Source organism: Mesorhizobium sp. CNPSo 4689, assembly GCF_057784325.1.
In genome coordinates this window covers 210,892-222,900 of record NZ_JBWLUZ010000001.1, presented here as the reverse complement: position 1 = coordinate 222,900, position 12,009 = coordinate 210,892, and the positions used below count along the sequence as shown (strand labels likewise).

Genomic DNA, 12,009 nt, shown 5'->3' with positions numbered 1-12,009 from the left:
CGCGAAGAATGGTCCGCGCATTGGGCGGTTTGCGCGAGTGCATAAGCGCCGCGCCCGCCTGCGCGCCGAAGAAGGTCGGAACATCAGCGCCAGCCGAGGGCCGGCGCGATGTGCTTCAGTATCGCCCCGATGACATGCGCGTTGTAATCCACGCCGAGCTGGTTGGGGACGGTCAGCAGCAGTGTATCGGCCTCGGCGATCGCTTCGTCCTCTCTCAACTGATCAACGAGGACATCCGGCTCGGCGGCGTAGGTACGGCCAAACACGGCAAGTTTGTCGGGCTCGATGTAGCCGAAATGATCCTCGCTCCCGTTGCTGCCGAAATAGGCGCGGTCGCGGTCATTCACCAACGCGAAGATGCTGCGGCTGACGGACACCCGCGGCTCGCGCGCATGCCCCGCTTCCTTCCACGCTGCGCGAAAAGCCCGGATCTGCTCGGCCTGCTGGATGTGGAGCGGCTGTCCGCCCTCGTCGAATTTGAGCGTCGAGCTCTGCAGGTTCATGCCGAGCTTGCCCGCCCATTGCGCGGTGGCGTTGGTGGCGGCGCCCCACCAGATCCTGTCGCGCAGACCGGCCGAGAACGGCTCGAGACGCAGCATTCCAGGGGGATTGGGAAACATCGGCCGCGGGTTGGGTTGCGCGAAGCCTTCGCCGCGCAGCATCTCGAGGAAAACCTCGGCGTGGCTGCGTGCCATGTCGGCATCGCTCTGGCCTTCCTGCGGCACGTAGCCGAAGTAGCGCCAGCCGTCGATCACCTGCTCCGGCGATCCCCGGCTGATGCCAAGCTGCAGGCGACCGCCGGCGATCAGGTCGGCCGCGCCTGCGTCCTCCGCCATATACAGCGGGTTCTCGTAGCGCATGTCGATGACGGCGGTGCCGATCTCGATGCGGCTGGTTTTGGCGCCAACCGCGGCCAGAAGCGGAAAGGGCGAACCAAGCTGGCGGGCAAAATGATGCACGCGGAAATAGGCGCCGTCCGCGCCCAGTTCCTCGGCAGCGACGGCCAGCTCGATCGCCTGCAGAAGCGCATCGGAAGCCGACCGCGTCTGCGACTGGGACGAGGGCGACCAATGGCCAAAGGAAAGGAAGCCGATCTTCTTCATGCGACAAGCCCGTTCATTCTACATCCTCGTCGGCGCGACAGGATTACGTCGGGTCCGTGGGTAGCGCGTCAACACACCCATCGTCCATGACACAGACTGTCAAGGTTCCGAGAACGGCGTTTGTCTGCCTCGACTATTGCCTGGCGAACGCGCCCGTGTAGGTCTGCCCGGCAAGCGTATAGGTCGCAGCCAGCGTTCCGTCCGGCAGCATCGCAAAGCTGGCATCCGCGCCATTGGGGAGGCGCCCAAGCTTCATTGTGTTCCCCACAATCTTCCCGGCGCCGTCGGCCACTCCCGGCCTGTTGTCGGCCAGATCGCCCCACGCATAGGTGACCGTCACCTGCCCGCGTGGAGAAATCGTCAGCACGGCCAGCTTGCCTTCATACATCCCATCCAGCCGTCCGGCCCATATGCCGGAAAAAGCGGCGTATTTGGGCGGAACGCCCTTGGCGGGGGGCGTGATCGCCACGGAGGGATCCAGAACCGCCGAACCCTCCGGAGCAGGAGCCGCAACAGCGGGAAGGGCGGGCTGTGGGGCAGGCGGTGGCGGTGTTTCAGGAGCCGATTGGCAGGCGGCGAGCACGAATGCCGCGAAACCAAGCATCGGAAAAGGACTGTTTGGTGGAGCCAATCGGAATCGAACCGACGACCTCTTGAATGCCATTCAAGCGCTCTCCCAACTGAGCTATGGCCCCACTCCCGGCAGTCAGCCGGCGCCGTTTCCGGCGAAGAGATCGGCGCGGGTTGCGAAGACCGCGCCGTTAGTGCAGGCGGCTTCTAACCCCGCCTTCCGTCAATATCAAGCCTTCCAGAGCCGCTTTTTCGTCACAACCCAAGAAAGCCTGCAGGCGCATGCCCGCGGCCGATCAGACTTCGTCGTCGTCGTCGCCAACGCCGATCATGTCGGCGACATCGTCGTCTTCTTCCTCTTCGTCGGCGAGGAACGTGTCGTCCTCGTCGTCGCCGAGGTCCACATCGTCCTCGTCGTCGCCCAGATCGGGAAGATCGTCGCCGGTCTTCGCCTCCTCATCGGCCTCTTCGAGCGAGACGATCTCGGCGCCCTCTTCCTCCTCGGCGTCGACTTCCTTCTCGGCGACTTCCTCGTCCTCCTCGATCGCGGTGATCTTGCCTTCGTCGAAATAGGAGCGCGGATAGCTCTTGCCGGTATAGGGCGAGACGATCGGGTCCTTGTTCAGGTCATAGAATTTCCGACCCGTTTCCGGGTCTATGCGTTTGGTGCCAAGTTCGGGTTTTGCCACGGCAAGCCTCGTAGATAAAAGGTTGGTCCCCTTAACCACTGTTTACGGCGCTGTCAAAGCCAAAAGCCGGCGTTACAAAAGCCGGCCTTCGAAGGCCCGGTACAAGGGGATGACCATTTCCGTGCGCCGTGATACGAGACCGCCGCAACAAAAGAAAATGGCCGGTCCGCCGGCATTCCATCCAGGGAAAACCATGTCTCACGCTGCCGCTCCGAAACCGGCCACGGCCCGCAAGTCACCAGCCCTTTCCGGCGCCGCGCGCGTGCCCGGCGACAAGTCGATCTCGCACCGCTCCTTCATGTTCGGCGGCCTGGCCTCCGGCGAGACCCGCATCACCGGCCTGCTCGAAGGCGAGGACGTGATGCGCACGGGTGCGGCCATGAAGGCGATGGGCGCGCATATCGAGAAGCATGACGACGAATGGGTGATCCGCGGCACCGGCAACGGCGCGCTGCTGCAGCCCGAAGGCCCGCTCGATTTCGGCAATGCCGGCACCGGCTCGCGCCTCACCATGGGCCTGGTCGGAACCTACGACATGGAAACCACCTTCATCGGCGATGCTTCGCTGTCAGGCCGGCCGATGGGCCGCGTGCTCGAACCCTTGCGCCAGATGGGCGTACAGGTGCTGAAGGCGACGCCCGGTGACCGCATGCCGATCACCCTGCGCGGTCCCAAGCATGCCGCACCGATCACCTACCGTGTGCCGATGGCCTCTGCGCAGGTGAAGTCCGCGGTGCTGCTGGCCGGCTTGAACACGCCGGGCATCACCACCGTGATCGAGCCGGTGATGACGCGCGACCACACCGAAAAGATGCTGAAGGGGTTCGGCGCCAATCTGACGGTCGAGACCGACGAGCGCGGCGTGCGCCATATCTTCATCGAAGGCCAGGGCAAGCTCACGGGGCAGATCATCGCCGTGCCCGGCGATCCGTCCTCGGCCGGCTTCCCGCTGGTGGCCGCCCTCATCGTGCCGGGTTCCGACATCGTCATCGAAAACGTGCTGATGAACCCGACGCGCACCGGGCTGTTGCTGACCTTGCAGGAGATGGGCGGCCGGATCGACATCTTGAACCCGCGCAATGCCGGCGGCGAGGACGTCGCCGACCTGCGCGTGCGCTATTCCGAACTGAATGGAGTCATCGTGCCGCCCGAGCGGGCGCCGTCGATGATCGACGAGTACCCGGTGCTGGCGGTGGCGGCGAGCTTCGCCGAAGGCGAAACACTGATGCAGGGGTTGGAGGAGTTGCGGGTGAAGGAATCCGACCGGCTCTCGGCGGTGGCCAACGGGCTGAAGCTCAACGGCGTCGACTGCACCGAGGGCGAAGCGACGCTTGCCGTGCGTGGCAGGCCGGGCGGCAAGGGCCTGGGCCAGCACCCCAATGGCCAGGGCACCATCGTCCAGACCCATCTCGACCACCGCATCGCCATGAGTTTTCTGGTCATGGGGCTGGCGACGGAAAAGCCGGTGACCATCGACGACCAGGCGATGATCGCGACGAGCTTTCCTGAGTTCATGGGGTTGATGAAGGGGCTTGGGGCGGAGATCGGATAGCGGTCGATGGCAATGGCTACCTTGGGAAATTGGCGCCTGACATCTCTCCCTTCGTCATCCTGGGGCGGAGCAAGGAGTGAAGCGACGCGGCGCAGACCCCAGGATCCATGCCGTTACATCGAAGCGCCGCAACGATGCTATCTTCGGCTGATGTCACGGCATGGATCCCAGGAGCTTCGCTCCGCTTCGCGTTCGCTGCGCCCTGGGATGGCGAAGACGCGAGGGCCTGTCGCCAGGCAGACGAGGCGTTGACCTACCAATGACCCCAACCTTCACCATCGCCATCGACGGGCCTGCCGGCGCCGGCAAGGGCACTCTCGCCCGGCGGCTCGCCGACCACTACCGGCTGAACCTGCTCGACACCGGCCTCACCTATCGCGCGGTAGCCTATGCACTGCTTCAACACGCGCTACCGCTCGACAATGTCTCGGCTGCCGAAACCGCGGCGCGTCAGGTCGATCTGGCTAGGCTCGACCGGGCCGTGCTGTCGGCGCATGCGGTCGGCGAGGCAGCTTCGAAGGTTGCGGTTTATCCGACCGTGCGGCGCATCCTGGTCGAAAAGCAACGCGACTTCGCCAAGACGCCGCCGGGTGCAGTGCTCGACGGGCGCGACATCGGCACCGTGGTGTGCCCCGATGCCGACATCAAGCTCTATGTGACGGCAAGCGCCGAGGTGCGGGCGCGGCGGCGGCTGGCCGAGATCGAAAGCATCGGCGGCAGCGCCGACTTCGCCACGATCCTTGCCGACATCCAGCGCCGCGACGAGCGCGACATGGGTCGCGCCGACTCGCCGCTGAAGCCGGCGGCCGACGCGCACTTGCTTGATACCAGCGAAATGGCTATAGAAGCCGCGTTTCTTGCAGCCATGGCGATCATCGACGACGTGCTGGCCAAGAGAAACAAGGCCTGATCCAGGTTTTTCCTCACGCTGCCGATTGCCGGCGGTGAAGAAAATACCCATATCGGGCACGAACCAGCCTGCCAGCATTCTTCATGCGCCGGAATTGCCGCTTAGAGCGGCCCAGGGCTTTGTAGCCCGGAACGCCGGTAGGCCAACGCAACGCTAACCCACGGCGCCCGTCCCGCTTGAGATGCGGGGCATTCCAGGAGAAAATATGTCAGCTGCAAATCCCACTCGCGATGATTTCGCGAGCCTGCTCGAAGAATCCTTTACCGCCGGCCATTCCGGCGAAGGCCAGGTCGTCAAGGGCACGATCACCGCGATCGAAAAGGACATGGCCATCATCGACGTCGGCCTCAAGGTCGAAGGCCGCGTGCCGCTGAAGGAATTCGGCGTCAAGGGCAAGGACACCACCCTCAAGGTCGGTGACACCGTCGAAGTCTATGTCGAGCGCATCGAGAACGCGCTTGGCGAAGCGATGCTGTCGCGCGAGAAGGCTCGTCGCGAAGAGAGCTGGGTCCGTCTCGAAGAGAAGTTCACCAAGGGCGAGCGCGTCGAAGGCGTCATCTTCAACCAGGTCAAGGGCGGCTTCACCGTCGACCTCGACGGCGCCGTGGCCTTCCTGCCGCGCAGCCAGGTCGATATCCGCCCGATCCGCGACGTTTCCCCGCTGATGCACAACCCGCAGCCCTTCGAGATCCTCAAGATGGATCGCCGCCGCGGCAACATCGTGGTGTCGCGCCGCACCGTGCTCGAAGAGAGCCGCGCCGAACAGCGTTCGGAAATCGTGCAGAACCTCGAAGAAGGCCAGGTGGTCGAAGGCGTCGTCAAGAACATCACCGACTACGGTGCGTTCGTCGACCTCGGCGGCATCGACGGCCTGCTGCATGTCACCGACATGGCATGGCGCCGCGTCAACCATCCGACCGAGATCCTCAACATCGGCCAGACGGTCAAGGTGCAGATCATCCGCATCAACCAGGATACCCACCGCATCTCGCTCGGCATGAAGCAGCTCGAAAGCGATCCGTGGTCGGAGATCGGCACCAAGTTCCCGATCGGCAAGAAGATCAAGGGTACCGTCACCAACATCACCGACTACGGCGCGTTCGTCGAGCTGGAGCCGGGCATCGAAGGCCTCATCCACGTTTCGGAAATGTCGTGGACGAAGAAGAACGTGCACCCCGGCAAGATCCTGTCGACGACCCAGGAAGTCGACGTGGTGGTGCTCGAGGTCGATCCGGCCAAGCGCCGCATTTCGCTCGGCCTCAAGCAGACGCTGGAAAACCCGTGGGAAGCCTTCGCGCGCACCCATCCGGTCGGCAGCCAGGTCGAGGGCGAGGTCAAGAACAAGACCGAGTTCGGCCTGTTCATCGGCCTGGAAGGCGACGTGGACGGCATGGTGCACCTCTCCGACCTCGACTGGACCCGTCCGGGCGAGCAGGTCATCGAAGAGTACAATCGCGGCGACATGGTCAAGGCGCAGGTGCTCGACGTCGACATCGAGAAGGAGCGCATCTCGCTCGGCATCAAGCAACTGGCCAAGGATACGGTCGGCGAAGCGGCGACCTCGGGCGAACTGCGCAAGAACGCCGTCGTCACCTGCGAGGTCATCGGCGTCAAGGATGGCGGTCTGGAAGTGCGGCTGGTCGACAGCGGCATCGAGACATTCATCAAGCGCTCTGACCTCAGCCGTGATCGCGACGAGCAGCGCCCCGAGCGCTTCACCGTCGGCCAGAAGGTCGATGCCCGCGTCATCGCCTTCGACAAAAAGACCCGCAAGCTGCAGGTCTCGATCAAGGCGCTGGAAATCGCCGAAGAGAAGGAAGCGGTCGCCCAGTACGGCTCGACCGACTCCGGCGCTTCGCTGGGCGATATCCTGGGTGCCGCGCTGAAGAAGCAGGGCAGTTAAGCCCCTTCGCACCGACTGAAAACAAAACCCCGCCGGATCGCTCCGGCGGGGTTTTTCTTTGGCTAGAAGATTGCGCTCAGGCCCTGCCGTAAAGCGGCACCAGCGTGCCGCTCATTGCCAAATTGGCCGGCGAGGCGAGATAGGCGATCGCCTCGGCGGCGGCTTCAAGGCTGACCCATTTGCTGAAATCGGCGTCCGGCATGTCGGTCCGGGTTGCCGGCGTGTCGAGAGTCGAGGGCGCCACGGCATTGACCAATATGCCCTTGCCTTTCAACTCCTCGGCCATGGCCAGCGTCATCGCGGCGACTGCCGCCTTGCTGGCGGCATAGGCGACCATGCCGGAGCCGCGCCTGGGCTCGAGCCCGGCGCGCGCCGAGACGTTGACGATGCGGCCCGCCGTGCTCGACGCCAGCATCGAGCGCACCGCCGCGCGACAGCACAGGAAGGTCGTGCGGGCGTTGGTGTCCATCATCTCGGCGAAGGACGCCGACTCGATCTTCTCCACCGGCGCCATGGTGAAGCCGCCCGCCAGGTGGATGGAACCCCAGAGTTCCGGAAGCTGGTGGTAGAACGCCTCGACCTTGGCGGAGTCCGAAAGGTCGACATTGTGCGCCAGCCTGACGCGATCATGCGTGGTGAAAGGAAAATGCGAAGGTGCGGCGGCATGGGCATTGGGAACATGGCAGACCGCGCCCTGCTCCAGGAGCTTGCCGACAACCGCGCCGCCCAGCGCCCCGGTGCCGCCGGTCACCACGATATGCCTGCCGTCCAGTGTTTCCGTCATATTCGACTGCTCCAGTGTTCTTATGCTTAGGCCACGCCGCCAGCGAAAGTCGCGCCTTTCACTCGATCACTCAACTGAAATATCGACATGGCTGGGTCGCGACTTTGCATCGCTCGGGCCGCCGGCCGGACGCAAGCCTCGCCAGGCTGACGCATGAAACGCGTTGCTCGGCCAAACTCAGTCCACGGTTATCTCGATGACGTAGGGCAGTCCGGTCGCGCGTGCGCGCTTGAGCGCATCCTCCAGCCCGCCAACGCCGGCAAGCCGCTCGGCGGCAATGCCATAGGCCTCGGCCAGCTTGCAGAAATCCGGCGGCGCCGGCGACACACCAACCGGTTCGACGCCGACATTCAGCATCGAAGTCTCGATCTCGCGATAGCCGCGATTGTTCCAGACGACGAAGATGACCGGCGCATCCGCATCGAGCGCGGCGCCCAGTTCCGGCAAGGTGAACTGGAAGCCGCCATCGCCGGTGAGGCAGACGACCGGTGCCTCAGGCACGGCAAGCGCGGCGCCGATGGCCGCCGGAGGGCCAAAGCCCAGCGCGCCGAAGCCGGTGGCGGCATTGAACCAGCCGCCCGGCCGGTCATGGTCGTAGTACAGGTTGGCGGCGTAGATCGGCTGCGTCGAGTCACCGACGATGATCGATCCGGGCAAGGCATCGCGGATCACTTCGACCGCGCGCATTTGCGCCTGCATGGCCGGGCCGAGCTCGGCAAACGCGGCCTGCCGGGTCGCGGCGGCGCGGGCCGGGCCGTCGGCCGATGCCGCCGGTGCGCTACCTGTTTGAGCCAGCAAGGCCTCGATTGCCTCGGCGCAATCCGCCTGGATGGCGACGGTGGCCGGGCGGCGCGCGAGCTGGTCGGCGCCGATGTCGATGCGGATTAGGTTGGGCGGTAGGACAAAACCGCCATCGCTATAGCCGTCATACTCGGTCGGACCGAATTCGGTGCCGGCGGCAATGACCAGGTCGGCCTCCGCCATCAGCGCCCGCACCGCCTTCAGGCAAGGGCCTGCCGGCACGCATAGCGGATGGCGGTGCAGCAGGCCGCGCGCATTGGCGGTCTCGACGACCGGCGCGCCGAGCCTTTCGGCCAGCCGCCGCAACGGCGCCTCGGCCCGCCTGGCGCCGCCGCCGGCAAGGATGAGCGGGCGGCGGGCGGCCGCGCAAAGCCTGGCCGCCTCCCCTATCGCCGCCGCATCGGGAACCGGCGGCGCGACATTGCTCAGCAAGGCTTCGATGCCGTCGCCCGGTTTGACCATGACATCGGTCGGGATTTCGATATGGACCGGGCCGGGACGCGAGGACGAGAACAGCGCGAAGGCGCGGCCGAGCACGCCGGGCAGTTCGCCGGCCTCGGTGACACGGTACGAGAACAGCGCCACCTTTTCCATCATGCCGCGCTGGTCGGGCAGTTCGTGCAGATGGCCAAGACCCTTGCCGAGCGTCGGCATGGCATTGACGCCGGAGATCACCAGCATCGGCACCGAATCGGCGCGCGCCTGGCCCATGGCGGTGATGGTGTTGGTGAGCCCCGGCCCGGTGATGACGAAGGCGACGCCCGGCCGGCCGCTGGCGCGTGCATAGCCGTCGGCCATGAAGCCGGCGCCCTGCTCGTGGCGCGGCGTGACATGGCGGATCTTCGAACGCGCCAGGCCGCGATAGAGCTCGACCGTATGGACGCCCGGAATGCCGAAAACGGTGTCGACGCCATGGGCTTCGAGCAAGGTGATGAGTGCTTCGCCGATCGTCGTCATTGTCTGAGCACCGGACGCGTGAGGCAGGTCGGGCCGCCCTCGCAAGCGATGCACAGAGCGTCGGCCTCGAAGGTCGAGACCGTGCAGCCGGCAGCCTGCATGGCGGCTGCGGTCTTCGGAAAACCGGCGACCGCGATGACCTGGCGCGGCGCGGTCGGCAGCACGTTGAGGCTGAGCCCGTTAGAGGCGAAGAATTCGTCGGCGTCGCCCTCGACCAGGCGAATGCCGCGGGCGCGCAGCATCTGGTAGAAGGTAGCCGGCAGCAACGGCGCGTAGACCAGCGCCAGATCGTCGGCCAGCGGGCTGATCACTGACATCAGGTGCAGGCAGGCCTCTTCGCCGTGCCACAGAGGAAGGTCGAAGCCATAGACCTGGATACCCTGCGGCGTCAGCAGGTTCGCAAGCTGCTGGATGCCGTCCTGGTTGGTGCGCACGCCGCGGCCTATGGCCAGCGTGGTTTTGTCCACCCAGACACAGTCGCCGCCTTCGACCTGGCCGGGGCTTTCGATGCGGCCAAGGACGGGAATGCCCATGCGCGTATAGGCCGCTTCGTGCAAGGCCGGTTCGTCACGGCGCAGCGCCTTGCCCATGGCGAGGATGATGGCGCCATGGTCGGTCATCAGCGAGGGATCGTGGGTGAAGACGGAATCGGCCAACCCGTCATCGGTGTCGGTCAGCCATTCGATCTCGGCACCCGAGCCCGCCACCAGCCTGGTCAGCGCCTCGTGCTGGGCGGCCGCCTTTTGCGGATCGAAGCCCGGGCCATAGTGCCACTCCGAAGCTCTGGCATGGCGCATGGCGCTGGCAGCGGAGCGCATCAAAACGCGTTCCAGTTGCCCGGCCATGGACTGCGACCCGAATGTTTTGCCCACCAACTTCTCCCTAAAACGTCCGTTGCCGCCACTAACCACCACAAGAGGCTGTGATCAATGGTCCAAAAACCGTGGTTGACGGAGGCAAGCGGAACGGTCCATCTTGTGACAGGGAACTTCTGTTTTGCGACGGGTAATGGGTAAACGATTGCAGCAGCGATGGGTCCGGCGGCTCCGCGGAGCACCGAAAGCGTAATGGCGTCGGCTACGGCTCCCGCACTGAAGCATACGGCGCAGGACGGCGCCGCCGAAGCCATCCATGTCGAGAACCTGCACAAGAAATTTGGCGAGCTGCATGTGCTGAAGGGCGTCTCGCTGTCGGCGCGCGACGGTGAGGTGATTGCCATCATCGGCGGCTCAGGCTCCGGCAAGTCGACTCTGCTGCGCTGCATCAACTGCCTGGAAAATCCGACCAGCGGCATCATCCGCGTCAATGGCGAGGAGATCAAGCTGAAGGCCGACAGCCACGGCCACACTGTTCCCGCAGACCGCAGGCAGATCGAACGCATCCGCTCCAAGCTCGGCATGGTGTTCCAGAACTTCAACCTGTGGAGCCACATGACGCTGATCGAGAACGTCATCGAGGTTCCCGTGCACGTGCTCGGCGTCAAGCGCGACGAGGCGATCGCCCAGGCCGAAAAGCTGCTTGCCCGCGTTGGCCTCGCCGAAAAGCGCGACGTCTATCCGGCCTATCTGTCTGGGGGCCAGCAGCAGCGGGCTGCGATCGCCCGCGCGCTGGCGATCAATCCGCGCGTCATGCTGTTCGACGAACCGACCTCGGCCCTCGATCCGGAGCTGGTCGGCGAGGTGCTGAAGGTGATCGGCGACCTGGCGCGCGAAGGCCGCACCATGGTGCTGGTCACGCATGAGATGAAGTTCGCCCGCGAGGTCGCGACGCATGTCGTCTACCTCTACAACGGGCTGGTCGAGGAAGAAGGACCACCGGAGCAGATCTTCGGTGCGCCCAAATCCGAAAGGCTCAAACAATTCATCCGCAACATCGGCTAACGATCCGGGGTAAGCGGGCGAAGAACCGGGAACCAACAACACACTGGGAGTCGTGAAAATGAAGACTGTTCTGAAGACATTCGCCGCAGCGCTGCTGCTCGGCGTTGCCGCCATGGGCATGGCCAAGGCCGATCCGGTCAAGATCGGCGTCGCCGCAGAGCCCTACCCGCCCTTCACCTCGCCGGACGCCTCGGGAAAATGGGTCGGCTGGGAGATCGATTTCATCGATGCTGTCTGCGCTGAAGAAAAGCTCGACTGCGTCATCACCCCCGTCGCCTGGGACGGCATCATCCCGGCGCTGACGACCAAGAAGATCGACGTCATTGCCAGCTCGATGTCGATCACCGACGAGCGCAAGAAGACGATCGACTTCTCCGACAAGTATTACAACACGCCGACCGCCATCATCGGGCCGAAGGACCAGAAGTTCGGCGCCACGCCGGATGACCTCAAGGGCAAGGTCATCGGGGTGCAGGTGTCGACCGTGCATGCCGTCTACGCCAAGAAGCACTTCACCGGTGCGGCCGAAATCAAGGAATACCAGACCCAGGACGAGGCCAACCAGGACCTCGCAGCCGGCCGTGTCGACGCGGTGCAGGCCGATTCGATCGCACTCGGCGAGTTCCTCAAGTCCGATCAGGGCAAGGGGTGCTGCGACCTGAAGGGCATGGTGGCTCCGGACGTCGAGGTTCTGGGTCCCGGCGTCGGCGCCGGCATCCGCAAGGAAGACACCGAGCTGAAGGACAAGATCAACGCCGGCATCAAGGCGATCCGCGCCAACGGCAAGTATGAAGAGATTTCGAAGAAGTACTTCGATTTCGACATCTACGGCGAAGACAGCCAGTCGAACTGACGGCCGC

General features: G+C 64.7%; 11 protein-coding genes and 1 tRNA gene. 5 read left to right on the top strand and 7 right to left on the bottom strand.

The window, feature by feature from the left end:
- Nucleotides 1-83: 83 nt before the first annotated feature.
- The 4 genes from AC04SI_RS01030 to AC04SI_RS01015 all read right to left on the bottom strand — a co-directional run bounded on the left by AC04SI_RS01030 (nt 84) and on the right by AC04SI_RS01015 (nt 2,362).
- Nucleotides 84-1,103 (bottom strand): LLM class flavin-dependent oxidoreductase, encoded by a 1,020-nt coding sequence (locus AC04SI_RS01030; protein ID WP_404274957.1) that lies wholly within the window; start codon nt 1,101-1,103, stop codon nt 84-86.
- A gap of 133 nt (nt 1,104-1,236) precedes the next feature.
- A complete protein-coding gene (locus AC04SI_RS01025; protein WP_404274956.1) occupies nt 1,237-1,572 on the bottom strand; it encodes a hypothetical protein in 336 nt (111 codons plus the stop codon).
- 150 nt (nt 1,573-1,722) lie between these two features.
- Nucleotides 1,723-1,798, bottom strand: a tRNA-Ala gene (locus AC04SI_RS01020).
- Nucleotides 1,799-1,969: 171 nt separating this feature from the next.
- A complete protein-coding gene (locus AC04SI_RS01015; RefSeq protein ID WP_006204003.1) occupies nt 1,970-2,362 on the bottom strand; it encodes a TIGR02300 family protein in 393 nt (130 codons plus the stop codon).
- 193 nt (nt 2,363-2,555) lie between these two features.
- On the opposite strand from AC04SI_RS01015, the gene aroA reads away from it, so the two are divergent.
- The 3 genes from aroA (at nt 2,556) to rpsA (ending at nt 6,727) form a co-directional block, all read left to right on the top strand.
- Complete coding sequence (gene aroA / locus AC04SI_RS01010; protein WP_404274954.1) at nt 2,556-3,914, top strand: 3-phosphoshikimate 1-carboxyvinyltransferase; 1,359 nt, start codon at nt 2,556-2,558, stop codon at nt 3,912-3,914.
- 259 nt (nt 3,915-4,173) lie between these two features.
- Nucleotides 4,174-4,824 (top strand): (d)CMP kinase, encoded by a 651-nt coding sequence (gene cmk, locus AC04SI_RS01005; protein ID WP_404274952.1) that lies wholly within the window; start codon nt 4,174-4,176, stop codon nt 4,822-4,824.
- Between the two features lie 205 nt (nt 4,825-5,029).
- On the top strand, nt 5,030-6,727 hold the full coding sequence (gene rpsA / locus AC04SI_RS01000; protein WP_488473805.1) for a 30S ribosomal protein S1: 1,698 nt from the start codon (nt 5,030-5,032) through the stop codon (nt 6,725-6,727).
- A 76-nt stretch (nt 6,728-6,803) separates the two neighbouring features.
- Here the strand turns inward: rpsA and AC04SI_RS00995 are convergent, their stop codons facing one another.
- From AC04SI_RS00995 to AC04SI_RS00985, 3 genes are all read right to left on the bottom strand, one after another.
- The gene (locus AC04SI_RS00995) at nt 6,804-7,511 is read right to left on the bottom strand and encodes an SDR family NAD(P)-dependent oxidoreductase (RefSeq protein ID WP_404274948.1); all 708 of its coding nucleotides are present in this window, start codon (nt 7,509-7,511) and stop codon (nt 6,804-6,806) included.
- Nucleotides 7,512-7,688: 177 nt separating this feature from the next.
- The gene (locus AC04SI_RS00990; protein ID WP_404274946.1) at nt 7,689-9,269 is read right to left on the bottom strand and encodes a 5-guanidino-2-oxopentanoate decarboxylase; all 1,581 of its coding nucleotides are present in this window, start codon (nt 9,267-9,269) and stop codon (nt 7,689-7,691) included.
- On the bottom strand, nt 9,266-10,114 hold the full coding sequence (locus tag AC04SI_RS00985) for a dimethylarginine dimethylaminohydrolase family protein (protein WP_404275356.1): 849 nt from the start codon (nt 10,112-10,114) through the stop codon (nt 9,266-9,268). The genes AC04SI_RS00990 and AC04SI_RS00985 overlap by 4 nt, the downstream gene beginning before the upstream one ends.
- 222 nt (nt 10,115-10,336) lie before the next feature.
- On the opposite strand from AC04SI_RS00985, the gene AC04SI_RS00980 reads away from it, so the two are divergent.
- Both AC04SI_RS00980 and AC04SI_RS00975 read left to right on the top strand, forming a co-directional pair.
- Nucleotides 10,337-11,149, top strand: coding sequence for an ABC transporter ATP-binding protein (locus tag AC04SI_RS00980; RefSeq protein WP_404274944.1), 813 nt, complete (start codon nt 10,337-10,339; stop codon nt 11,147-11,149).
- 58 nt (nt 11,150-11,207) lie between these two features.
- The gene (locus AC04SI_RS00975) at nt 11,208-12,002 is read left to right on the top strand and encodes a transporter substrate-binding domain-containing protein (RefSeq protein WP_404274942.1); all 795 of its coding nucleotides are present in this window, start codon (nt 11,208-11,210) and stop codon (nt 12,000-12,002) included.
- Nucleotides 12,003-12,009 lie beyond the last annotated feature (7 nt).

Coding starts and splice junctions, on each gene's coding strand:
- AC04SI_RS00975 (WP_404274942.1), top strand. CDS start 11,208: ATGAAGACTGTTCTGAAGACATTCGCCGCAGCGCTGCTGCTCGGCGTT.
- cmk (WP_404274952.1), top strand. CDS start 4,174: ATGACCCCAACCTTCACCATCGCCATCGACGGGCCTGCCGGCGCCGGC.
- rpsA (WP_488473805.1), top strand. CDS start 5,030: ATGTCAGCTGCAAATCCCACTCGCGATGATTTCGCGAGCCTGCTCGAA.
- aroA (WP_404274954.1), top strand. CDS start 2,556: ATGTCTCACGCTGCCGCTCCGAAACCGGCCACGGCCCGCAAGTCACCA.
- AC04SI_RS00995 (WP_404274948.1), bottom strand. CDS start 7,511: ATGACGGAAACACTGGACGGCAGGCATATCGTGGTGACCGGCGGCACC.
- AC04SI_RS00980 (WP_404274944.1), top strand. CDS start 10,337: ATGGCGTCGGCTACGGCTCCCGCACTGAAGCATACGGCGCAGGACGGC.
- AC04SI_RS00985 (WP_404275356.1), bottom strand. CDS start 10,114: ATGGCCGGGCAACTGGAACGCGTTTTGATGCGCTCCGCTGCCAGCGCC.
- AC04SI_RS00990 (WP_404274946.1), bottom strand. CDS start 9,269: ATGACGACGATCGGCGAAGCACTCATCACCTTGCTCGAAGCCCATGGC.
- AC04SI_RS01030 (WP_404274957.1), bottom strand. CDS start 1,103: ATGAAGAAGATCGGCTTCCTTTCCTTTGGCCATTGGTCGCCCTCGTCC.